The 23,415-nt window shown below is 75.0% G+C and carries 19 protein-coding genes; 14 read left to right on the top strand and 5 right to left on the bottom strand.

Features of this window, described 5'->3' with window-relative positions; translation table 11 throughout:
- Positions 1-202 precede the first annotated feature (202 nt).
- From NHH00_RS04365 to NHH00_RS04355, 3 genes are read left to right on the top strand one after another with little or no spacing between them, the layout of a single operon-like run.
- Positions 203-1,690, top strand: a complete 1,488-nt coding sequence (locus NHH00_RS04365) for an APC family permease (protein WP_253050461.1) — start codon at positions 203-205, stop codon at positions 1,688-1,690.
- Complete coding sequence (locus tag NHH00_RS04360; RefSeq protein WP_253050459.1) at positions 1,687-2,220, top strand: hypothetical protein; 534 nt, start codon at positions 1,687-1,689, stop codon at positions 2,218-2,220. The genes NHH00_RS04365 and NHH00_RS04360 overlap by 4 nt, the downstream gene beginning before the upstream one ends.
- Positions 2,217-3,620, top strand: a complete 1,404-nt coding sequence (locus NHH00_RS04355) for a dipeptidase (protein ID WP_253050457.1) — start codon at positions 2,217-2,219, stop codon at positions 3,618-3,620. The genes NHH00_RS04360 and NHH00_RS04355 overlap by 4 nt, the downstream gene beginning before the upstream one ends.
- 91 nt (positions 3,621-3,711) lie before the next feature.
- On the opposite strand, the gene cydC is transcribed toward NHH00_RS04355, so the two are convergent.
- From cydC to NHH00_RS04335, 4 genes are read right to left on the bottom strand one after another with little or no spacing between them, the layout of a single operon-like run.
- Positions 3,712-5,556, bottom strand: coding sequence for a thiol reductant ABC exporter subunit CydC (gene cydC / locus NHH00_RS04350; RefSeq protein WP_253050455.1), 1,845 nt, complete (start codon positions 5,554-5,556; stop codon positions 3,712-3,714).
- On the bottom strand, positions 5,553-7,322 hold the full coding sequence (gene cydD, locus NHH00_RS04345) for a thiol reductant ABC exporter subunit CydD (protein ID WP_253050453.1): 1,770 nt from the start codon (positions 7,320-7,322) through the stop codon (positions 5,553-5,555). Before cydD ends, cydC begins: the two co-directional genes overlap by 4 nt.
- Entirely contained in the window at positions 7,319-8,431 is a 1,113-nt protein-coding gene (gene cydB / locus NHH00_RS04340; RefSeq protein WP_253050451.1) for a cytochrome d ubiquinol oxidase subunit II, read from the bottom strand. Before cydB ends, cydD begins: the two co-directional genes overlap by 4 nt.
- Positions 8,432-8,470: 39 nt before the next feature.
- Positions 8,471-9,985 carry a cytochrome ubiquinol oxidase subunit I gene (locus tag NHH00_RS04335; protein WP_253050450.1) on the bottom strand — a complete coding sequence of 505 codons (1,515 nt, stop codon included), beginning with the start codon at positions 9,983-9,985 and terminating at the stop codon, positions 8,471-8,473.
- Positions 9,986-10,517: 532 nt separating this feature from the next.
- Between NHH00_RS04335 and NHH00_RS04330 the strand changes: the two genes are divergently transcribed.
- Genes NHH00_RS04330 through NHH00_RS04315 form a run of 4 tightly spaced genes read left to right on the top strand, consistent with a single transcriptional unit; the run spans position 10,518 to position 16,881 of the window.
- Positions 10,518-14,009 (top strand): Rne/Rng family ribonuclease, encoded by a 3,492-nt coding sequence (locus tag NHH00_RS04330; RefSeq protein ID WP_253050449.1) that lies wholly within the window; start codon positions 10,518-10,520, stop codon positions 14,007-14,009.
- A complete protein-coding gene (locus NHH00_RS04325) occupies positions 14,006-14,617 on the top strand; it encodes a GNAT family N-acetyltransferase (RefSeq protein WP_253050448.1) in 612 nt (203 codons plus the stop codon). The genes NHH00_RS04330 and NHH00_RS04325 overlap by 4 nt, the downstream gene beginning before the upstream one ends.
- A gap of 51 nt (positions 14,618-14,668) precedes the next feature.
- Entirely contained in the window at positions 14,669-16,156 is a 1,488-nt protein-coding gene (locus tag NHH00_RS04320; protein WP_253050446.1) for a 5'-nucleotidase, read from the top strand.
- A 56-nt stretch (positions 16,157-16,212) separates the two neighbouring features.
- Complete coding sequence (locus NHH00_RS04315) at positions 16,213-16,881, top strand: thymidine kinase (RefSeq protein WP_253050444.1); 669 nt, start codon at positions 16,213-16,215, stop codon at positions 16,879-16,881.
- On the opposite strand, the gene NHH00_RS04310 is transcribed toward NHH00_RS04315, so the two are convergent.
- Positions 16,842-17,462 carry a protein-L-isoaspartate O-methyltransferase family protein gene (locus NHH00_RS04310; protein ID WP_253050442.1) on the bottom strand — a complete coding sequence of 207 codons (621 nt, stop codon included), beginning with the start codon at positions 17,460-17,462 and terminating at the stop codon, positions 16,842-16,844. The genes NHH00_RS04315 and NHH00_RS04310 overlap by 40 nt on opposite strands.
- A 175-nt stretch (positions 17,463-17,637) precedes the next feature.
- Here NHH00_RS04310 and NHH00_RS04305 point away from each other — a divergent pair, with 175 nt between their 5' ends.
- The 7 genes from NHH00_RS04305 (at position 17,638) to NHH00_RS04275 (ending at position 23,372) form a co-directional block, all read left to right on the top strand.
- On the top strand, positions 17,638-17,844 hold the full coding sequence (locus NHH00_RS04305; protein ID WP_205206126.1) for a dodecin family protein: 207 nt from the start codon (positions 17,638-17,640) through the stop codon (positions 17,842-17,844).
- 226 nt (positions 17,845-18,070) lie between these two features.
- Positions 18,071-18,391 carry a 50S ribosomal protein L21 gene (gene rplU, locus NHH00_RS04300; RefSeq protein ID WP_047234734.1) on the top strand — a complete coding sequence of 107 codons (321 nt, stop codon included), beginning with the start codon at positions 18,071-18,073 and terminating at the stop codon, positions 18,389-18,391.
- A gap of 86 nt (positions 18,392-18,477) precedes the next feature.
- The gene (gene rpmA / locus NHH00_RS04295; RefSeq protein ID WP_047234735.1) at positions 18,478-18,735 is read left to right on the top strand and encodes a 50S ribosomal protein L27; all 258 of its coding nucleotides are present in this window, start codon (positions 18,478-18,480) and stop codon (positions 18,733-18,735) included.
- 93 nt (positions 18,736-18,828) lie between these two features.
- Positions 18,829-20,349, top strand: coding sequence for a GTPase ObgE (obgE, locus tag NHH00_RS04290; RefSeq protein ID WP_253050440.1), 1,521 nt, complete (start codon positions 18,829-18,831; stop codon positions 20,347-20,349).
- Between the two features lie 147 nt (positions 20,350-20,496).
- Positions 20,497-21,624: a glutamate 5-kinase gene (proB, locus tag NHH00_RS04285; protein ID WP_253050779.1), complete on the top strand. Its 1,128-nt coding sequence runs from the start codon at positions 20,497-20,499 to the stop codon at positions 21,622-21,624.
- 54 nt (positions 21,625-21,678) lie between these two features.
- The gene (locus NHH00_RS04280) at positions 21,679-23,025 is read left to right on the top strand and encodes a glutamate-5-semialdehyde dehydrogenase (RefSeq protein WP_253050438.1); all 1,347 of its coding nucleotides are present in this window, start codon (positions 21,679-21,681) and stop codon (positions 23,023-23,025) included.
- A gap of 191 nt (positions 23,026-23,216) precedes the next feature.
- Entirely contained in the window at positions 23,217-23,372 is a 156-nt protein-coding gene (locus NHH00_RS04275) for a hypothetical protein (RefSeq protein ID WP_021483496.1), read from the top strand.
- Positions 23,373-23,415 lie beyond the last annotated feature (43 nt).

Raw genomic sequence — 23,415 nt, 5'->3', positions numbered from 1 at the left:
GGCCGCCTCGCGAACGTACCACCGTGCCGTCCGGCGGGCGGCCGGCTGCCGCACGGCTGCTGCTCGGGGGCGCCTCGCCCGTCCCACCTGCGCTTCCGCAGGCGCGACCTCGCCGCCGGGGATATGTTCGCGGTGTTCCGACGACGCGCCGTCCGCGCGCCGTCCCGGTCGGCCCCGCGGGGTCACGGCTTCGGGGGTGGGGATGGGCTCGTCCACGGGCGCGCCGACGCACGCAGAGGTGCGCGCGGCGATCACGGCACGGACGCCGAAGAACTACATCACGTGGCTCACGCTCGCGTTCATGATCACGTCGTCGGTCGCGAGCCTGCGCGCCGCGCCGACGATGGCGGTCTACGGACTCGCGGCGGTGTTCCTCTACATCGTCCCGGCGCTCGTGTTCCTGCTGCCGACGTCCCTCGTGTCCGCCGAGCTCGCCTCCGGCTGGTCGGGCGGGGTGTACCGGTGGGTCGCGGACGGCGTGTCCAAGCCGCTCGGCTTCCTCGCCGTCTGGTGCCAGTTCGCGATGACGATCTTCTACTACCCCAGCCTGCTCGGGTACGTCGCGAGCACGTTCGCGTACGTCATCAACCCGAGCCTCGCCAGCAACGGGCTGTACGTGGCGATCGTCATCGTCGTGCTCTTCTGGACCGGCGTGTGGCTCTCCTCGCAGGGCACCAAGACGGTCGCCGGCCTGTCGAGCTGGGGACTCATCATCGGCACGCTCATCCCGGCCGCGATCCTCGTCGTGCTCGGCATCGTGTTCCTCGGGCAGGGCAACCCGTCGGCCGCGCCGATGGACGCGCAGCACCTGCTCCCTGCCTGGACGGGCCTCGCGTCCCTCGTGCTCATCGTCAACAACTTCCTGTCCTACGCGGGCATGGAGATGAACGCGGTCCACGTCACGAGCCTGCGCAAGCCCTCGACGGAGTTCCCGCGGTCGATGTTCCTCGCGATCGGGCTCGTGCTCGTCATCTTCATCCTCCCGGCCGTGGCGATCAGCTGGGTCATCCCGGCCGACCAGCTCAGCCTCACGGCGGGCGTCATGCAGGCGTTCGACGCGTTCTTCGCCAACTTCGGCGTGAGCTGGCTGACGCCGATCCTCGGCCTCATGCTCATCGCGGCGTCGCTCGGCGGCATGCTCACGTGGCTCGCCGGGCCGTCCAAGGGCCTGCTCACGGTCGCGCGCGAGGAGGGCTACCTCCCGCCGTTCCTGCAGCGCCTCAACAAGCACGGGGTGCAGCAGAACATCCTCGTCACCCAGGGCCTCATCACGACGGGGATCGCGCTCCTCTACGCGTTCATCCCGGACGTGTCGAGCGCCTACTGGATCCTGTCCGTCATCACGACGCAGGTGTACCTCGTCATGTACCTGCTGCTGTTCGTCGCGGCGGTGCGGCTGCGTCGTCGCGCACCCGACCACCCGCGCGGCTACCGCGCGCCCGTGCTCACGCTCCTGTGCGTCGTCGGGTTCTGCGCGTCGGTGGCCGCGATGATCATCGGGTTCGTGCCGCCGGCCCAGTTCTCCAGCGGGAACGTCGGGGTGTACGTGCTCATCGTGGGCGGCGGGCTCGGCATCATCGGCCTGCTCGTCCCGGCGCTGTTCTACCTGCTGCGCAAGCCGTCCTGGAAGGACCCAGAGGCCGCGGCCATCGCCGCCGCGGACGAGGCGGGGGAGGGCGAGGCGGCATGACCACGACGCGCCCGGACCACGTCCCCGAGCACGAGCCCGAGCCGGTCTCGTCCAAGCGGTGGGTCACGTACACCGCCGTCGCGCTGCTCCTCGTCGCGCTCGGCGCGGTCATGGTGACCGTGTTCCACAACGTGCGCACCAACCGCGACGCACGCGAGGCCGAGCAGAAGGCCGCCGAGCTGCACGACCGCTTCGCCGAGATCGGGATCACGGCCTTCAGCGAGGAGACCATCGCCGACGTCCTCGGGGACGACGGCGGCGGGTTCTGCACGGACCCGGCGGCCCTCGTCGAGGCGACGGCGAACCTCGGCGCCGCGAACGGGGCGGCCGGGCCGGGGCTGCGGCCGTCCGTCCTCGACGAGCGCCGCCTCGCGGGCGACCGGCTCGTCATCGAGGTCTACTGCCCCGACCAGCTCGACGCGTTCGACGCGTACGTCGACTCGCTCGACCTCGACCCCGGCCGCACGACCGAGCCGGGCAGCGACGCCACCGAGGGCGCCGACGCCACCCCGACCGAGGAGGACGCGTGAGCCAGCCGAGCACCGGAGCACGACCGGGCGCCACCGGGCACGTCGAGGAGGTGCGTGCCGCCGTCCAGGGCCTGGTGCCCCGTGCGCTCGACGACCTGCGCACGCTCGTCGCCATCCCGTCCGTCGCCGACGAGCGCCTCTACCCCCGTGCCGAGTGCGAGCGCGCCGCGCAGTGGGTCGCCGACGCGTTCCGCGCCGAGGGGATCGACACGCGGCTCGAGGTCACGCCCGACGGGTCGCAGGTCGTGCTCGGGCACCGCCCCGGCCCCGACGGCGCGCCCACGGTGCTCCTCTACGCGCACTACGACGTGCAGCCGCCGCTCGACGACGCCGCGTGGACGACCCCGCCGTTCGAGCTCACCGAGCGCGACGGCCGGCTCTACGGGCGTGGGGCCGCCGACTGCAAGGGGAACATCGTCACCCACCTGACCGCGCTCCGGGCGCTGCGCGCGCTCGGCGGCGAGGACTACCCGGTCGGCGTCCGTCTCGTCGTCGAGGGCTCGGAGGAGCAGGGGACCGGCGGCCTCGACCGGTGGGTCGAGGCGAACCCGGGGGCGCTCGCGGCCGACGCGATGCTCGTCCAGGACACCGGCAACGCCGAGCTCGGCCTCCCGACGCTCACCGTGACGCTGCGCGGCGCGGCGAACGTCGTCGTGCACGTCGAGGCGCTCGAGGGCGAGATCCACTCGGGCATGTTCGGCGGGGCCGCGCCCGACGCCCTCGCCGCGCTCGTCGCCGTGCTCGCGAGCCTGCGCGACGAGCACGGCGACACGACGATCGACGGCGTGCCGGACGCCGTCACCCACGGGACCTGGGACGGCGTCGCGTACGACGAGGAGCAGTTCCGCCACGACGCGGGAGTGCTCGACGGCGTCGGCCTCGTCGGGACGGGCAGCGTCGCCGACCGGCTCTGGGCACGGCCCGTGGTGACGATCCTCGGGATCGACGCCCCGAGCGTCGTCGGCTCGGCCGCGGCGATCCAGCCCCGCGCCTCGGCGCGGCTCAACCTGCGTGTCCCGCCGGGCTCCGACGCCCAGGACCTCCAGGACAAGCTCGTCGCGCACCTGGAGGCCCACGCGCCCTGGGGCGTGCGCGTCCGCGTGGAGCGCGACGCCGTCGGGCAGCCGTTCGCGGCCCGCACGAGCGGGCACGTGTTCGACACGCTCACAGGGGCGCTCGCGGACGCGTACGGGCGCGAGACGGTCACGGCGGGGCAGGGCGGCTCGATCCCGCTGTGCAACGTGCTCGCCGGGCAGTACCCGGACGCGGAGATCGTGCTGCTCGGCGTCGAGGAGCCGGCGTGCCTCATCCACGCGCCGAACGAGTCGGTCGCGCCGAGCGAGATCGAGAACCTCGCGGTCGGCGAGGCGCTGTTCCTCGCGCGCCTCGGCGAAGGCTGACGGCTACCACTGACACCGGCCGAGATCGGCCCGTCGGTCTCCAGATCGACCCTCGGAGGGTCGATCTCGGCCGCACGGGTCGATCTCGGGGCTACCGCGGTGCGGGCGTCTCCTGGTCGAGCGCCCACCGGTAGGCGGGGAGCCCGAGCAGCTCGGCGTGCGTCCCGCGCGCGACGACGCGCGCCGGGGCGTCGTCCGGCGCGCCGTCCGGGACACCGAGGAGCAGCACCTCGTCGACGGCCTCGAGCGCGCTGAGCCGGTGCGTCGCGAGCACGACGCCGCGTCGGCCACCTCCGGCCGACGCGCCCGCCGGCGCGCGGGTCGTCGCGACGAGGTGCCGCACGAGCGCGTCGGCGCCGGCCGCGTCGAGGTGCTCGGCCGGCTCGTCGAGCAGGAGCAGGGGCGCGGGTGACAACAACGCCCGCGCGACGAGCAGACGACGACGCTCGCCGCCGGAGACGGTCGTGGCGTCCGGGCCGAGCAGCGTCTCGACGCCGTCCGGCAGCGCGGCGAGCCAGGCGTCCAGGCCGACGTCGTGCAGCGTCGCCACGGCCTCCTCGGCTGTGACGTCGCCTCGCGCGACGCGCAGGTTCTCCAGCACCGTCGTGTCGAACACGTGCGCGTCCTCGGCGACGAGCACGACGCCGCGCGCCGTGGCCTCGCGGGGGAGGGCGCTCACGTCGGTTCCGTCGAGCGTCACCCTCCCCGCGAGCGCGGGGACGAGCCCGGCGGCGGTCGCGAGCAGCGTCGTCTTGCCGACGCCGGACGGACCGACGACCGCGACCGCGCGCCCGGGGCGCAGGTCGAGGTCCACGCCCGCCACGACGACGCGCGTCGTGCCCGGCCACCCGGCCGCGACGCCGTCGAGCACGAGCGACGCCTGCTCGGGGGACGACGGCTCCGCCGGACCGGGGACGGACGCGTCCGCAGCGGGGGCCGCCGTCGTGACGCGGGGTGCGGAGCCGTCGAGGAGCGCGACGACGCGCGCCGCGGCCTGGCGCGAGCGGTGGAGCTGGACGGCGGCGGCGGGCAGGGCGTTCGCGGCCTCGAACACCGCGAGCGGCGTGAGCACGATGACCGACAGCTCCACGGGCGCGAGCGTCCCGGCCGTCACGGCCGGGATGCCGAGCAGGAGCGACGCGAGCACGGCGAGGCCGACCGCGAGCGCGGCGATCCCGGCGGCCACCCCGGCGGGGCGGGCGCCGTCGTCGGTCACGCGCGCGAGGGCGCGGTCCGTCGCGCGCAGGTCGTCGAGGCGCGCGTCGAGACGGCCCGAGACGGCGAGCGGGCCGGACTGCTCGAGGATCTCGAGCGTCGTCGCGGTCATCGCCGCGCGCGTCGTCGCGCCGCGCGCCTCGACCTCGCGCGCCGACCGCGCGGAGAGCCACGGCGCGACGACCGCGGCGAGGAGCAGGCACAGCGCGAGCGCGACGCCCGCGGCGGGCAGGAACGCCCCGACGAGCACCACGGATCCCACCGAGATCGCCAGCGCGACACCGGCGGGGACGAGCGCGCGCACGACGACGTCGCCCACCGCGTCGACGTCCGCCCCGACCCGCGCGAGCAGGTCTCCGCGCCGCAGCCCGACGAGCGCGCCCGGGGAGCCTTCCGCCAGCGCGGTGTACAGGTTCGCGCGCAGGGCCGCCATGCCGCGCAGCGCGACGTCGTGCGAGGCGAGGCGTTCGAGGTAGCGGAAGACGCCGCGCGAGATGCCGAACGCGCGCACGGCGACGACCGCGACCGACAGGGTGAGGACGGGAGGCATCTGCGAGGCGCGGGCGATGAGCCACGCGGCGACGGCGGCGAGGCCGACGGCGCTCCCGAGCGAGAGCGTGCCGAGCACGACGGCCCAGACGACGCGGCGCCAGCGCACGTCGAGCAGCCCGACGGCACGCCACAGCGGGTCGTTCGCGAGGCGGTGGCGGGGCACGGTCACGGGTGCCTCCCGTCGGTCGGCGCGGCGGCGGCAGGGGCGGGCGAGGCCGCGTCCTCGTGCCGAGCGTGCTCGGGGAGGGCCGGGTCGTCGAGCGGCGTCGCGCGGACCTCGACGACCTCGTCCGCCGCCCGGACGAGCGATGCGCGGTGCGCGACGACCACGACGGTCCGGCCCTGGTCGCGGAAGGCCCGAACCGCGTCGAGCACGACCTGCTCCCCGCGCGCGTCGAGGTGCGCCGTGGGCTCGTCGAGCACGACGAGTGGGACGCGGGCGGGGTCGCCGAGCAGGGCCGCGGCGAGCGCGACCCGCTGGCGCTGGCCCACGCTCAGCCCGACGCCGCCGCGTCCCACCTCGGTGTCCCAGCCGTCGGGCAGCGTCGTGAGGACGGAGTCGAGGCCCGCGGTGCGCGCGGCACGGTCGAGGTCGGCGTCGCCCACGGGCAGGCCGCCCGCGACGACGTCGCGCAGACGCCCCGGGGCGAGCACCGGCCGCTGGGGGAGCCAGGCGACCTGGGACCAGTACGTGGCCGGGTCGAGGTCGGCGAGGTCGAACGCCCGCCCGGACGCGGTGATCGTGACGGTGCCGCGGTCGGGGCGGACGAGCCCGAGCAGGACGAGCGCCGTCGTCGTCTTCCCGGCGCCGCTGGGGCCGGTGAGGGCCACGACGCGGCCTGCGGACGTCCCAGGTGCGAGGTCCAGGTCGAGGCCGGCCGGTGCCAGCACGTCGCGGTCGCCGGCGCGGACGCTCACGCCGCGCAGGGCGATCGCCGCGCCGGCGAGCGGCGGCGCGGGGACGGTCCCGGGCTCGGCGGCCTCCTCGTCGAGGATCGCGAACGCCTGCTCGGCCGCGGCGATGCCGTCGGTCGAGGCGTGGAAGTGCATCCCGACCTGGCGCAGCGGCAGGTACACCTCGGGCGCGAGCACGAGCACCGCGAGCGCGGGCTCGAGCTCCATGCCCCCGTGCACCAGCCTCAGCCCGACGCCCACGGCCACGACGGCCACCGACAGCGTCGTGAGGAGCTCGAGGACCATGCCGGAGAGGAAGGCGATGCGCAGCGTGCCCATGGTCGCGCGCCGGTTGGCCTCCCCGAGCGCCCGCACGCGCCGCTCGGGCCCGCGCGCGCGGCCGAACGCGAGCAGGGTCGGCAGGCCCGCGAGCAGGTCGAGCACCTGGGCGCCGAGCCGCTGCATGACGACCAGACGGCGCTCCGACGTCCCGGCGGTGAGCCGACCCACGAGGACCATGAAGAGCGGGACGAGCGGGATGGTCACGGCGACGATCACCGCCGAGACCCAGTCGAGTCCGAGCACGACGGCGAGCGTCGCGGGCGTGACCGTCGCGGCGAGCAGGAGCTGGGGCAGGTAGCGCACCATGTACGGCTCGAGTGCGTCGAGCCCGCGCGTCGCGAGCGTGGCGACCTCGGGCCCACGCCCGGACGCGAGCCACCGCGGCCCGAGGGCCACGGCGTGCGTGACGACCTGCTCGCGGAGCTCGGCCACGGTCCGGGTCGCGGCGCGCAGCGCGAACCGCTCCTGCGCCCAGGACGTCGCCGCCCGGGCCGCGACGACCCCGGCGAGCAGTCCGACCCGCGGCCCGAGGTCGGCCAGGTCGGCCGTCCTCTGGATCGCCGGCGCGAGGACCGACGCGAGGACGACCGCCTGGGCGACGACCAGGGCCGCCGTGGCGAACCCGAGCACCGCCGTCAGGACGACGTACCCTCGCGCGGCCCGCGCGTGGCGCAGGAGCCGCGGGTCGAGCGGCTTCACGCGTCTCCCGACCCGCCGGTCCCGAGGTCGCGGCCGGCCGAGCCGCCCGACGACGCACCGCCGAACGCTGCCTCGCGGACCTTCTTGAGCGAGAGGCCGACGGGCGCGGGGATGTCCTTCGTGGACAGTCGGCGGCGGAACACCCAGTAGGTCCACGACTGGTAGGCGATGACGAGCGGCGTGAGGATCACCGCGACCCAGGTCATCACCGTGAGCGTGTAGTCCGTGGACGACGCGTTGTGGATCGTCAGCGAGTTCGCGGGGTCGACGGCGGGCATGACGTCGGGGTACATCGAGCCGAAGATGAGCACGACGGCCGCGACGATCGTCACGGCGGAGGCGGTGAACGCCCACCCCTCGGCGCCGCGCCGGTTGGCGACGAGCGCCGCGACGAGGCCGCCGGCCGCCACCACGACCGCGGCCCACGTCCACGGCACGGAGTACGCGACCTGCGCCCACACGGCCCAGCCGCCCGCGAGCACGAGCGCCGCGACGCCGAAGACCGAGGCGTGCTGCCGGGCCCGGGCGCGGATCTCGCCGTCGGTCTTCAGGGCGACGAACACCGAGCCGTGGAGCAGGAAGAGGCTCAGCGTGACGAGGCCGCCGAGCAGCGCGAACGGCGACAGGAGCGAGAAGAACCCGCCGACGAACTGGTGGTCGGCGTCGAGCTGCACGCCGCGCACGAGGTTGGCGAACGCGACGCCCCACAGCACGGCGGGCACCCAGGACCCGACCTGGATCGCGACGTCGCAGCGGCGCGCCCAGCCCTCGTCGCGGATCTTGCCGCGGTACTCGAACGCGACGCCGCGCACGATGAGCGCGACGAGGATGAGCAGGAGCGGCAGGTAGAAGCCGGAGAAGAGGGTCGCGTACCACTCGGGGAACGCGGCGAACGTCGCGCCGCCCGCGGTGAGCAGCCAGACCTCGTTCCCGTCCCAGACGGGGCCGATGGTGTTGATGAGGACGCGGCGCTCCTTCTCGCGGTGCTCCTTGTCCCCGCGCGGGAGGATCGACAGCAGCATGCCGACCCCGAAGTCGAAGCCCTCGAGCACGAGGTAGCCGGTCCACAGGACCGCGATGAGCACGAACCAGACGACGGCGAGATCCACGGTGGTGTTCTCCTGAGATTCTGGGCGGGTCCGGGCGCGTCAGTACGCGAAGGACAGCGGGCGGTCTGCGGCCTCGGTGCCGTCGTCGGGCGGCTCCTGCGCCTCGGGCGACTCGTCGTGCACCACCAGCGGCACGCCCTCGATCGCGTAGCGGCGCATGAGCGTGAACCAGACCGCGGCGAGCGCGCCGTAGACGAGCGTGAACACGATCATCGACGTGAGCACGACGCCGGGGCTCACCACGGTCGACACCCCCCGCTCGGTGAGCAGGCGGATCTGGTCGATGCCCGTCGGGTTCGGCGCGACGACCCACGGCTGGCGGCCCATCTCGGTGAAGATCCAGCCGAAGGAGTTCGCGAGGAACGGCATGGGGATGGCGACGAGGCCGACGCGCGCGAACCACACGTTGTCGGTGACGCGGCCCTTGCGGGTGAGCCACAGCGCCATGAGCGCGAGGAGCACGGAGCCGGCGGCCATGCCGATCATGAGCCGGAAGGACCAGTAGGTCATCGCGAGGTTCGGCGTGTACGTGACGGGGTCGCCGGCGGCCGTGACGTCGCCGTAGCGCTCGGTCATCTGCTCCTGGACGTCCTCGACGCCGGGCAGGTACGACTCGGGGCCGGAGAAGTGGCCCGTGCCGAGGTACGACGCGAGGCCGGGGATCTCGATGAGGTGCGTGACGTTCTCGCACGAGTTCGACAGGTCGCCGATCGTGAGGATGGAGAACGCGGCGCCCTCCTGCCCCTGGCACAGCGCCTCGGCCGAGGACATCTTTCCGGGCTGCTGCTCGTACATGATCTTGCCCTGGACGTCGCCGGAGACGGCGACGCCGATCCCGCCGACGAGCATCGCGATGACGCCGAGGGTGACGGCCGGGCGGTAGACGTCGCGCGCGAGCTCGACGTTCTCGGCCTTCTTGGTGCGGACCAGCCGGACCATCCACCACGCGGCGATGCCGGTGACGAACGTGCCCGCGGTGAGGAAGGTCGCCGTGATCTGGTGGGGGAAGGCGGCCCACAGGGTGTTGTTCGTGAGGACGGCGCCGATGTCGTTCATCTCGGCGCGCCCGGTCTCGGGGTTGAAGATCGCGCCCACGGGGTGCTGCATCCACGAGTTCGCGGCGAGGATGAAGAACGCGGAGAGGTTCGTCGCGATCGCGACCGCCCAGATGCACGCCAGGTGCACCTTCTTGTTGAGGCGGTCCCAGCCGAAGATCCACAGGCCGAGGAACGTCGACTCGATGAAGAACGCGGCGAGCGCCTCCATGGCGAGCGGCGCGCCGAACACGTCGCCGACGAACCGCGAGTACTCGCTCCAGTTCATGCCGAACTGGAACTCCTGCACGATGCCGGTCACGACGCCGAGCGCGAAGTTGATGAGCAGGAGCTTGCCGAAGAACTTGGTCAGGCGCAGCCACCGCTCGTTGCCGGTGCGCACCCAGGCCGTCTGCATGATCGCGACGAGGGGCGACAGGCCGATCGTCAGCGGGACGAAGATGAAGTGGTAGACGGTCGTGATGGCGAACTGCCACCGGGCGAGATCCAGGGCTTCCACGTGCGCTCCTCGGGGGGCCGACGGGTCGGCGGGCTTCAGGGGGAGGTGCTGAGCTACGGCGCCGGTCTGGACGGTCCGGGAGAGGACCGCCCGTGTCCTGACGCTAGGTCCAATCTGCCCCATCGGCAGGGCGGGAGATGACGGCAAGTGCTGAAAACACGGCGCTTGTGACTATGTTCACAAGCACGCGGGACCATGGTCCCGGTCCGGCGGGACCCGGGGCCCGGGGCGCGGTGCGTGTCGCCGGGGTTCGTTCGCGCCCCTGTGCGATACTGGGCGGAGCCGGGTGGGCTCCGCATCGCCCTCCCGACGAGCACGAGATCGCGGCACCAGCGGACCGCGGCAGTCGGAGCGCCGACCGGGGCGAAGGGCCCGGTGGCAGGCGCCCGCGCCGCGCACGCGGACCGCGGCCGTGGCCGACGACTTCCGTCGCCGGACGACGCGCTCCGGTGCGCTCGTCACGAGCGACGACCGACCGCCCCGAAGGGCCGCACGGTGCGGGGCGGTCCCTGTGGCAGCAGGAGCACGACGCGTGACGCTCGACAGCACCTCCGACAGCACCCCCTCAGAGTCGACGGCGGACGCCGCCGCGACCCAGGACCGGGCCGAGAGCCCGACCACCACCGGGCGCAAGCCCGCCCGCCGCCGCGCGACGCGCAGCGCCGCCCCGCCCCAGACGCCGGCCGTGCCGGACGGGGGCGCGACCGCCCCCACCGACGCCCCCGCGGCTCCCGCCGACGTGGCTCCCGCGGCCGACGTGGCCCCGGCTCCCGACACGGCCGAGAAGAAGCCCGCGCGCCGTTCGCGCCGCGCGACCCGCACGACGTCCGCACCCGTCGAGCCCGCCGCGGACGCGGCCGAGGCCCCCGCGACGACCGCCACGGACGCCGCGGCGGCAGGCGCCCCCGTGGTCGCCGTCGAGGCGTCCGGCGCCGAGGCGGCACCGGAGGCGAGCGCGCCGAAGGGACGCGCGCGCACCGCGCGCCGCGCCCAGGGCGGCGCCAAGAAGGCTGCCTCCGCCCCGGCCGACGTCCCGCTCGACGTGCTCTCCGAGTTCGGGCTGAGCGCCCCGCCCGCCGCGGAGCCGGCACCCGCGACCACCGGCCCGGACGCGGACGCGCTGCTCGGCGCCCCCGACGCGCCCCGCAAGGCCAAGCGCACCCGGACGACGCGCACGACGGCCGCGGACGACGTCGCGCCCGAGGCCTCCGCGGTGGAGCCCGCCGGTCCGACCGAGCCCGCGCCGGACGCGTCCGAGGCTCCCGCGGAGAAGAAGCCCGCGCGCCGCTCGCGCCGCGCGACCTCCGCGGCCGGCGCCCCGACCACGAAGACCCCGACCACGAAGGCCCCGACCGCGACGGTCGCTGACGCGGCTCCGGCCGCGACGTCCGACGCCGACGCACCCGCGGCCGAGGCCTCCGCGCCGCCCGTCGAGCCGGACGCGCCGACCTCCGAGGAGGCGCCGAAGAAGCCCGCACGCCGCTCGCGCCGCGCCACCTCGAAGGCCGCCCCCGCCGAGGCCGCGCCCGCGCCGCAGGAGACGGCCGCGCCGACGTCGACCGCCACGCCGGCACCCACGGCCGCGCCCGAGGCGCCCGTCTCGCCCGCCGCCACCGGCGCCGGCACGAGCACGCCGCGCCTCGCGACGACCGCCCTGCTCTTCCAGGCGCCCGACCCCGCGGCCGCGCCGCGGCGTCCTCGCCGGGCCCAGAGCCCGGCCGGTCCGCCGCGCCACGTCGAGCCGACCCCCGTGGCCGAGGAGCCCCCCGCCGCGGCCGGACCGCGCGAGCGGAGGGAGCCCGCGGCGGCTCCGGTGGCGTCCGAGCGCACGGAGGACGTGACGGTCGAGATCGCCCTCACGGGCGAGGACGCCGCCGCCGTCGAGGAGATCGAGGCCATCGAGTCGGAGCTGGTCGCCGAGGGGATCGAGCTCCCCGACGACGCGTTCGGCCCGGAGGACTTCGCCGACCTGGACGAGGGCGCGCCCGACGGCACCGAGGACCAGGCCGCGTCCGACGACGCGGAGTCCGGTCCCCGGCGCCGCCGTCGCCGCGGTGGCCGCGGTCGCCGCGGTCGCCCGGACACCGGTCGCGACCAGGACGAGAACGACGAGACCCCCGCCGAGGGCGACGAGCCGGTCGACTCCGGCGCGGCCGCCGACGCCGACGAGCCCGAGCACGACGCTGCCGACGCCGAGCCCGGCGAGGACGAGGCGGGCAGCAGCCGCCGTCGGCGTCGCCGCCGCCGCGGTGGGCGGGGCGAGAGCGGCGAGAGCTCCTCGACGCGTTCGCGGCCGCGCGAGCGCAGCCTGGCCGACGAGGTCACGGCGCTCAAGGGCTCGACCCGCCTCGAGGCGAAGCGCCAGCGGCGCCGCGAGGGCCGCGACGCCGGTCGCCGCCGCCAGATCATCACCGAGGCGGAGTTCCTCGCGCGCCGCGAGTCGGTCGAGCGGTCGATGGTCGTGCGCGAGCGCGCGGGCCGCACGCAGATCGCCGTGCTCGAGGACGGCGTGCTCGTCGAGCACTACGTCTCCCAGCAGTCGCAGGCGTCCATGGCGGGCAACGTCTATCTGGGCCGCGTCCAGAACGTGCTGCCCAGCATGGAGGCCGCGTTCATCGACGTCGGCAAGGGCCGCAACGCGGTGCTGTACGCGGGCGAGGTCAACTGGGACGCGGCAGGGCTCGAGGGCCAGCCGCGACGCATCGAGCAGGCGCTCAAGTCGGGCGACTCCGTGCTCGTGCAGGTGACCAAGGACCCGATCGGGCACAAGGGCGCGCGTCTCACGTCGCAGATCACGCTCGCGGGCCGCTACCTCGTGTTCGTCCCGGGCGGCGGCATGACGGGCATCAGCCGCAAGCTCCCGGACACCGAGCGCAACCGCCTGAAGAAGATCCTCAAGGAGGTCGTGCCCGACGGCGCGGGCGTCATCGTGCGCACCGCGGCCGAGGGGGCGAGCGAGGAGGAGCTGCGCGCCGACGTCGAGCGCCTGCGCGGCCAGTGGGAGGCCATCGAGAAGAAGTCGAAGACGGCGTCGGCCCCCGCCCTGCTCCAGGGCGAGCCCGACCTCGCGATCCGCGTGGTCCGCGACATCTTCAACGACGACTTCAGCTCGCTCGTCGTCGAGGGCGACGGGGCGTGGAGCGAGATCTCCTCGTACGTCGAGGAGCTCGCCCCCGACCTGCGCGAGCGCGTCTCGAAGTGGACGGGCACGCAGGACGTCTTCACGGTCCACCGGGTCGACGAGCAGCTCGCCAAGGGCATGGACCGCAAGGTCTGGCTGCCCTCCGGCGGCTCGCTCGTCATCGACCGCACCGAGGCGATGACCGTCGTCGACGTCAACACGGGCAAGTTCACCGGCTCGGGGGGCACGCTCGAGGAGACGGTGACGCGCAACAACCTGGAGGCGGCCGAGGAGATCGTGCGCCAGCTCCGGCTGCGCGACATCGGCGGCATCATCGTCATCGACTTCATCGACATGGTGCTCGAGTCGAACCGCGATCTCGTGCTGCGTCGTCTCGTCGAGTGCCTGGGCCGCGACCGCACCAAGCACCAGGTCGCCGAGGTCACGTCGCTCGGGCTCGTGCAGATGACGCGCAAGCGCGTCGGCCAGGGCCTGGTCGAGGCGTTCAGCGAGACGTGCGAGCACTGCCACGGGCGCGGGTTCATCGTGCACACCGACCCGATCGAGAAGTCCGGCGGCAACGGCCGCGGGGGGCACGACCACGGCGGTGGCGCCGCCACCCCGGCTGCCGCCGAGGAGCCGGCCGAGGCCGGCCGCTCGCGGTCTCGCCGCAAGCGCGGCTCGGGCTCGGGTGCCGCGGCGGCCAAGGACGTCCCGATCACGCTCCCGCAGCCGGCGGTACCGGTCCTGCCGGAGGTGACGTCCGAGGCCCGCGCGGCCGTGAAGGCCACGCTCGCCACGATCGCGGCGGCGGCGGCGCACGCCCACGAGCACGAGCACGACGGCGCGGACTCCGCGCCGGTCCCGGGCGACGAGGCGCACGCGGAGCCCGGCGAGGAGTGACGGGCACAGCGCCCGGCGGCGTGCCGCTGTACGCCGCCGGGGCGCGCGCCCGCCTGCGCGGGTGGCGCGCGGACGACCTCGCCGCGTACCGCGAGTGGCTGCGCCCGGCGCACGAGTGGCACCGGTGGGACGGCCCGTACTACCCGGTGCCCGACGACGCCGCGTCCGACGCGGCGGTCGCACGCCTCGCGCGCGCCGCCGCCGCGCAGGCCGCCCGCCCGGGCGGGCTGGACGACGACGGGCTCCCGCCCCGGCGCGTCGTCGTCGCCGACGAGGAGGACCGGCTCGTCGGGACGTGCTCCTGGTACTGGGAGTCCGCGGAGACGCAGTGGGCGCGCGTGGGGATCGGCCTGTACGACCCCGCGGTGCGCGGGCGCGGACTCGGTCGCGACGCGCTCGGCGCGTGGATCACGTACCTCTTCTCGGTGACCGACTGGGTCCGGCTCGACCTCGCGACGTGGTCCGGGAACGCCGCGATGCTGGGCGCCGGTCGAGCGCTCGGCCTCGTGGAGGAGGGCCGGTTCCGCGACGCCCGCGTCGTCGACGGCGCCCGGTACGACGCGGTCGTCCTGGGCGTCCTGCGCCGGGAGTGGGCCGCGCGGGCCTGACCGTTCCGGGTCGTCTTCGTCCGCGTCACCCGCACCTGGCATCATGCCGCCATGGGTTACGACCTCTCGGGCCGCCTCGTCGTCGGCGTCGCCTCCTCCGCACTGTTCGACCTCACCGAGTCCGACCGCGTGTTCCGCACGCAGGGGGAGGCGGCGTACCGCGACTTCCAGGAGCGTCACCGCGACGACGCGCTGGCCCCGGGCGTCGCCTTCGGGTTCGTGCGCCGCCTGCTCGCGCTGAACGACCTGGCGCCGTCGGCCGACGACCCGCTCGTCGAGGTCATCGTCATGTCGCGCAACTCGCCGGAGACGGGCCTGCGCGTCATGCGCTCGATCCGGCACCACGAGCTCGACATCACGCGGGCCGTGTTCCGCCAGGGCCGCAGCCCGCACGAGTTCATCCGTCCGCTGCACGTGGACCTGTTCCTCTCGGCCGACGAGCGGTCCGTGCGCGACGCGGTCGACCTCGGCCTGCCGGCCGGGTACGTGCTGGACCCGACGTTCGCGGACGAGGCGGGCGACGAGCTGCGCATCGCGTTCGACTTCGACGGCGTCCTCGCGGACGACTCGTCGGAGCGCCGGTTCCAGGACGGCGGCCTCGCGTCGTTCCGCGAGCACGAGGAGCTCAACGCCGACGTCCCGCTCGGGCGCGGCCCGCTGCGCGAGCTCCTCGTGGGCATCCACCGGGTGCAGGTCGTCGAGCGGGAGCGGCACGCGGCCGACGCGTCGTACCGGCCGCGCGTGCACGTCTCCCTCGTCACGGCGCGCTCGGCCCCGGCCCACGAGCGCGCGGTCGCGACTCTGTCGTCGTGGGGCGTGACCGTCGACGACGCGTTCTTCCTCGGCGGCGTGGACAAGGACGGCGTCCTCGAGGTGCTGCGCCCGCACATCTTCTTCGACGACCAGCGCGCCGTCGTCGAGGCCACCCGCCGGGTCGCCCCGTCGGTGCACGTGCCGTACGGCGAGCTCAACCGGGGGATCCTGCCGGCAGACCCGGCGGTCGACGATCGGCGGACCCTTCCGGCGGACGCCGTGCCTCCTGCCCCGACGCGCCGCGAGGCCGCGACGCCGCCGGCCCCCGCTGCACCGGCGGCCGAGCACGACGCCGAGGACGAGCCGGCGCGGGAGCGCGCCGAGGAGCCGACCCGACCGGCGGGCACGGGTACGCGCGAGCTCCCGCTCGTGCGGTCGGTCCCGGGCATCGGTGGGGCGGGCCTCGTCGGAATCGCCGCCGGGGCCACCGTCGCGCCGGTCGCGGAGCCGGCGCGCGAGGCCGAGCGACGCGACCCGGCCCCCGCCCCGACGGCTCCGGCCGCCCCGGCGGACGGCGGGGCGGCCGCGCCTCCGACGGCGAGCCCGGAGGCCACAGGCCGCCCGTCCGGGGCCGAGGACCCGGGGTCCACGGGGACCACGCTGCTCAGCCGTCGCGACGCCGGTCGCGCGGGCGCGCCCGACCGCGTGTCGGTGCTCGGCCCGGCGGGGGAGCCCAAGCCGCTCCCCGTGCGTCCGTCGTCGAACGGATCGGCCCGGCACCACTGACCCGGGCGCCGGTCCCGCGTCGCGCGGTGCCGGTGCCGGGATGGTTCACTGCTCGCATGAGCGGCGCCGCGCGAGTCCCGGACGCCTCCCGCGCGGGCGGGCGGGTCGAGGTGGTGTGCGGCCCGATGTTCGCGGGCAAGACCGAGGAGCTGCTCCGTCGGGTCCGCCGCGCCGAGGTCGCGGGGCGACGGGTCGAGGTCGTCGGTCATGTCCTCGACACCCGGCGCGGGACGGGCACGGTGAGCTCGCACTCCGGTCTGGCGATCCCGTCGCGGACCGCCCACGACGCGGCCGACCTCGCGCGCCTGGTGCGTGACGGCGGACCGCTCGACCTCGTCGCGGTCGACGAGGCCCACTTCTTCGGGCCCGACCTGGTCGACGTCGTGCAGCGCCTCGCGGACGACGGGCTCGTGGTCGTCGTCGCCGGTCTCGACGTGACGTTCGACGCACGCCCGTTCGAGCCGCTGCCCACGCTCGCCGCGCTCGCCGAGCGCGTCGACAAGCTCACCGCGGTGTGCGCGGTGTGCGGTGAGGACGCGGCGTTCCACGTGCGGGTGGTGCCGGAGACGACGGCGGAGGGCGGCAGGCCTCGCGACCCGCTGGTCCCCGTCGCCGCCCACGTCGGCGGGGCCGAGAGCTACGAGGCGCGCTGCCGGGCGCACCTGCCGGCGGCCCCGTGGCGGGCTCAGGCGGGCGGCTCCTCGACGAGCGGGACGAACGAGTAGGAGCCGTGCTCGCTGAGCCGGACGCCACCGGGCTCGCTCGGCTCGGCCTCGACGAGCACCATCGTGTGCCGGACCGGGACGACCATCCGGCCGCCCGGCGCGAGCTGCTCCACGAGGGCCTGGGGGAGCGCGTCGGCCGCGGCGGAGACGAGGATCCGGTCGTACCGCTCGCCCGGCGTGCCGAGCGCTCCGCGCGACGCCGTGACGATGCGCGCCCACGGGGCGCGGCGGGTCGCGAGGTTCGTCGCCCCCCACGCGGCGAGGTCGGGGTCGCGCTCGACGCCCAGCACGTGTCCCTCCGGGCCGACGAGCACGGCGAGCAGCGCCGTCGTCCATCCCGAGCCGGCCCCGACGTCGAGCACCCGGGCCCCGGGGCCGACGTCCAGCAGCCGCAGCATCGCCGCGACGGTCGACGGCTGCGAGTTCGTCTGGCCGTGCCCGATCGCGAGCGGGCGGTCCTGGCCCGCCCAGCGCCGTTGCGCGCGAGGGAGGAACGCGCGGCGGTCGACGGCGCGCATCGCGGCGGCGACGGCGTCGTGCCCGCGACCGTCGACCCCGTCGTGCGGGCGTACCGGGCGCATGCGACCACCTCCGCCGCCAGCGTACGCACGGCCGCGCGCGGCCCGCCCTCCGTCGCGGCGGCCGCGACGTCGAGGGAGTCGGGCCCGGCCCCGGTGGCGAGGGACCGCGGGCGGCGGGATGCTCGACGGGTGCGCGGGCGCGTCGGTGCGCCCGCCCCGGACGGGGGAGCCCGGCATGAGCGGCACGGTGGCACGGATCACGCACATCAGCGCGCGGTCGGACACGAGCTTCGAGGACGCCGTGAGGATCGGCGTCGAGCGCGCGGCGAGCACGCTGCGCAACGTCTCGGGCGCGTGGGTCAAGGAGCAGAAGGTCGACATCGTCGACGGGCGCATCACGACCTGGCAGGTCGTCCTCGAGGTCACGTTCGTCCTCGAGTAGGAACGGAGTCCGGCACGCCGCGGGACACGGGCCGCCGCGCGGACGAGAGCGGGCGGGCACCGCCCGCGCCATTTGACCTGCCCAGCCGATTTCCGTACTCTTGAACGTCGGCGCGCCCAGGCGCGCCGGTCCCGTGTGCCCACGGACGACTCGCACTCGCACGCCGCGGCGTGGTCGGAGTCTCCAAGACGAACTCGCCGTGACGAGCACGCCAAGACTAGGAGAGATGAGCAGCAACGTGGTGTACGCGATCGTCAAGGCCGGTGGCCGGCAGGAGAAGGTTTCCGTCGGCGACATCGTCGTGGTGGACCGGGTGTCCGCCAAGGTCGGTGAGTCCCTCGAGCTGCCCGCTCTCCTGCTGGTGGACGGGGAGAAGGTGACCACCGACGCGGCGAAGCTCGCGAAGGTCAAGGTCACCGCCGAGGTCGTGCGGGACGAGAAGGGTCCGAAGATCACGATCCTGCGGTACAAGAACAAGACCGGTTACCGCCGTCGTCAGGGTCACCGCCAGCAGCTGACCCGCCTCAAGGTCACCGGCATCAAGTGACCTCGCCCGGCGCGAGGTAGCGGCCACGGGCCGCCCCGCGCCGACCGGCACCCTCCCTCAGCAACCAGCACGAAAGCAGGTTCGTCATGGCACACAAGAAGGGCGCGAGCTCCTCGCGCAACGGTCGCGACTCGAACGCCCAGCGCCTCGGCGTCAAGCGCTTCGGCGGTCAGGTCGTCAAGTCGGGCGAGATCATCGTCCGCCAGCGTGGCACGCACTTCCACCCCGGTGAGAACGTCGGCCGCGGCAAGGACGACACGCTGTTCGCCCTGGCCGCCGGTGCGGTCCAGTTCGGCACGCGTCGTGGCCGCAAGGTCATCGACATCGTCGCCGTCGAGGGCTGAGCGACAGCCACAGGCTTCGAGCAGGAGGGGCGCACCGACGCGGTGCGCCCCTCCTGCTGTTTCTCGCACTCCCACCTCTGAGAGGATCGTTCCATGGCCAGCTTCGTCGACCGTGTCGTCCTGCACGTCTCCGGCGGCAACGGCGGGAACGGGTGCGCCTCGGTCCGTCGCGAGAAGTTCAAGCCGCTCGCGGGCCCCGACGGCGGCAACGGCGGGGACGGCGGGACCGTGCGTCTCGTCGTCGACGCGCAGACCACCACGCTGCTGGAGTACCACCACTCGCCGCACCGGCACGCGACGTCGGGAACCCAGGGGATGGGTGACGACCGCGACGGGGCGAACGGCGAGGACCTCGTCCTGCGCGTGCCGGACGGGACCGTCGTCAAGGCGGCGGACGGGACCGTGCTGGCCGACCTCGTGGGCGACGGCGCGGAGTACGTCGTCGCCGAGGGCGGTCGCGGCGGGCTCGGCAACGCCGCGCTGTCGTCCCCGCGCCGCAAGGCGCCGGGCTTCGCCCTGCTGGGCGAGCCGGGCGAGGAGCGGGACGTCGTCCTCGAGCTCAAGACGATCGCCGACGTCGCGCTCGTCGGGTACCCGAGCGCGGGCAAGTCCTCGCTCGTCGCCGCGATCTCGGCCGCGCGGCCCAAGATCGCCGACTACCCGTTCACGACGCTCGTGCCGAACCTCGGCGTCGTGCAGGCGGGCTCGGCACGCTTCACCGTCGCGGACGTCCCGGGCCTCATCCCGGGCGCCAGCGAGGGCAAGGGGCTCGGGCTCGAGTTCCTGCGCCACATCGAGCGCACCGCCGTGATCGTGCACGTCCTGGACTGCGCGACGCTCGAGCCGGGTCGCGACCCGATCAGCGACCTCGACGTCATCGAGGCGGAGCTCGCCGCCTACGCCCAGGACCTCGACATCGAGGGCGGCCGCGTGCCGCTCACCGAGCGCCCGCGGCTCGTCGTCCTCAACAAGATCGACGTGCCCGAGGCGCGCGAGCTGGCCGACCTCGTCAAGCCCGACCTCGAGGCGCGCGGCCTGCGCGTGTTCGAGATCTCGACGGCCAGCCACGAGGGCCTGCGCCCGCTGACGTACGCGCTCGCCGAGCTCGTCGAGAAGGCCCGGGCCGAGGCGCCTGCGCCCGAGCCGACGCGCGTCGTGCTGCGGCCCCGGGCCGTCGACGAGGCCGGGTTCACCGTCACGCGCAAGGGCGGGGCCACGGACTACTGGTTCGAGGTGCGCGGCGCCAAGCCCGAGCGCTGGGTGCGCCAGACGGACTTCAGCAACGACGAGGCCGTCGGCTACCTCGCCGACCGCCTCGCCCGCCTGGGCGTGGAGGAGAAGCTCTTCGCGGCCGGGGCCGTCGGGGGCGACGAGGTGCGCATCGGCACCGACGCCAACGCCGTCGTCTTCGACTGGGAGCCGACGCTCATGACCGGCTCGGAGCTGCTCGGCGGCCCGCGCGGCTCGGACAACCGCCTCGAGGAGCGCCTGCGCCCCACGCGCTCGGAGAAGCGTCGCGAGCACCACGAGCGCATGGACGCCAAGGCCGAGGCACGTCGCGAGCTGTGGACCGAGCGCGAGGCCGGCACCTGGACGGACCCCGACGCCGACTGACGCGGGCCCGCTGTGGGCATGGAATGGGCCTGGTCTCCTTCTCGGGACCGGGCCCCTTCCATGCCCACAACCGGTCCGGGGCGTCCTGGTCCGTGAAATCGTGCGCGCCCGCGACCGTCCGGCGGCGATGATGGACGCGTGAACGCGCTGTCCTCCCGCTCCGAGATCGCCTCCGCCCGCCGCGTGGTGGTGAAGATCGGCTCGTCCTCGCTCACGGGCGCGGACGGTCACCTCGACCTCACGGCGCTGCGGGCTCTCGTCGACGTCCTCGCGGCGCGACGCGCGGCGGGCGGCCAGGTGGTGCTCGTCACGTCCGGTGCGATCGCCGCCGGCATCGGGCCCCTGGGGCTCGCGAGCCGACCGCGCGACCTGGCGACGGCGCAGGCGACCGCCTCGGTCGGCCAGGGCATGCTCGTCGCCCGCTACACGGAGGCGTTCGCCGGGCACGGGCTGCGCGTCGGCCAGGTGCTGCTCACCGCCGAGGACACCGTCCGCCGCGGGCACTACCGCAACGCCCAGCGCTCGCTCGAACGTCTGCTCGACCTCGGCGTCGTGCCGATCGTCAACGAGAACGACGCCGTCGCGACCGACGAGATCCGGTTCGGCGACAACGACCGCCTCGCCGCGCTCGTCTCCCACCTCGTGCGTGCCGACGCGATGGTCCTGCTCACCGACGTCGACGGCCTCTACGACGGCCCGCCGTCGCGCCCCGGCACGCGCCGCATCGCCGAGGTGCGCTCCGCGGCCGACATCGAGGGCGTCGAGGTCACGGGCCGGGGGAGCGCGGTCGGGACGGGCGGCATGCTCACCAAGCTCGAGTCCGTCTCCATCGCGACCGGGACGGGCATCCCCGTCGTGCTGACCCAGGCGCAGAACGCTGCCGCCGCGCTCGCGGGCGACCCCGTCGGGACGTGGTTCGCCGCGACCGGCAAGCGGACGACCCGCCGTCGCCTCTGGCTCGCGCACGCCGCGCGCACGCGCGGCCGACTGGTGCTCGACGACGGCGCGGTGAAGGCCGTGCAGGGCGGGCGCGCGTCGCTCCTGCCCGCGGGGATCACGGCCGTCGAGGGGGAGTTCGACGCCGGGGACCCGGTCGAGCTGGTGACGTCGGACGGGCGCGTGGTCGCCCGCGGGCTCGTCGCGTTCGAGTCCCGTGACATCCCGGACCTCCTCGGCCGGTCGACGGGCGAGCTGCGGGCCGAGCTGGGCGAGGGCTACGACCGGGAGGTCGTGCACCGCGACGACCTCGTCCTGGTGCGCAAGCGGCCCCGCTGACCGGCCGTCGGACGGCGCCCCCCGGGGTGAGCCCGGCCGACGTAGGCTCGGTCCATGACCACCACCGAGGACGCGCCCGTCGTCGCGGGCGCCACCGAGCCCCAGCCCGCGGGTCCCGCCGCAGCCGGCCCCGCGACCGACGTCGCGACCGCCGTCGAGGACGTCGCGCGCCGCGCGAAGGTCGCCTCGCGCACGCTGGCGACCGCCACGCGCGCGACCAAGGACGCGGCTCTCCTCGCCCTCGCCGACGCGCTCGTCGCGGCGACGGACGAGATCGTGGCCGCGAACGCCGTCGACCTCGCGCGCGAGCGCGCGAACGGGATGAGCGAGGGCCTGCTCGACCGGCTCGCGCTCGACGGCCCGCGCATCGCCGCGATCGCCGACGCGCTGCGGGCGCTCGCGGGCCTACCCGACCCGGTGGGCGAGGTCGTGCGCGGCTCGACGCTGCCGAACGGCCTGCGTCTGCGCCAGCTGCGCGTGCCCATGGGCGTCGTCGGCATGATCTACGAGGCTCGGCCCAACGTCACGGTCGACGCCGCGGGACTCGCGCTGAAGAGCGGCAACGCCGTGATCCTGCGCGGCGGGTCCGCGGCTGCGAGCTCCAACGAGGTCATCGTGGGCGTCCTCGCCCGCGCGCTCGAGGCGCAGGGGCTGCCCGGCGACCTCGTGCAGTCGATCGACCGCCACGGGCGTCCGGGCGCCGTCGCGCTCATGCACGCGCGCGGGCTCGTCGACGTGCTGGTGCCGCGTGGCGGGGCGGACCTCATCCGCACCGTGGTGCGCGAGTCGACCGTGCCCGTCATCGAGACGGGCGTCGGCAACGTCCACGTGTACGTCGACGCGAGCGCCGACCGCGCCATGGCGCTCGAGATCCTGCTCAACGCGAAGACCCAGCGCGTGGGCGTGTGCAACGCCGCGGAGACGCTCCTCGTCCACGCGGACGCCGCACCCGAGTTCCTCCCCGCCGCGCTCGCCGCGCTCACCGAGGCGGGCGTCGTCGTGCACGGCGACGACCGCACGGCCGGACTCGCGCCCGAGGGCACGGAGGTGCTCGCGGCGACGGACGAGGACTGGGCGACCGAGTACCTCGCGCCCGAGATCGCCGTGCGCGTGGTCGACGACCTCGACGCCGCGATCGAGCACGTCCGCACGTGGACGTCCGGGCACACCGAGGCGATCGTCACGCGCGACCTGGCGTCCTCGGAGCGGTTCGTCGCGGAGCTCGACTCGGCCGCGATCATGGTCAACGCCTCGACGCGGTTCACCGACGGCGGGCAGTTCGGCCTCGGCGCGGAGATCGGCATCTCGACGCAGAAGCTCCACGCGCGCGGCCCCATGGGCCTGGCCGAGCTCACGACGACGAAGTGGGTCGTGCACGGCGACGGTCACGTCCGTCCGTGACGAGCGGTTCGTCGGCACGTACCTGATACCTGCCGGACCGGGCCGCCGAGCGGTCGTGAGAGACTGGTCGGCGACCGGAGCCCGTCCGGTCCGCCGTCGGGCCGGTCCCGGCAGGCGAACCGTTCCACCGCACCACCCCGGACCGCGGCACGACACCGTCCGCCCCGGGGACGACCTTCGAGGAGGACGTCGTGATCTCTGCCGTCGTGCTGGCCGCCGAGGAAGGCGCCGAGGCCGCGTCGCACCTGCCCATCCCGCCGCTCGCCTACGGGCTGCTCGGGTTCGGCGGGCTCGTGGCCCTGCTGCTCGTGACCTACGCGTTCCGCAGCGTCGGCACGCGGCACTGACCGGTAGCGAACGACGGAAGCGCCCGCGACCGATGACGTCCCG

It is taken from the genome of Cellulosimicrobium cellulans, from assembly GCF_024124905.1.
Lineage (GTDB): Bacteria > Actinomycetota > Actinomycetes > Actinomycetales > Cellulomonadaceae > Cellulosimicrobium > Cellulosimicrobium cellulans_G.
This window is presented reverse-complemented; position numbering and strand designations above follow the sequence as displayed.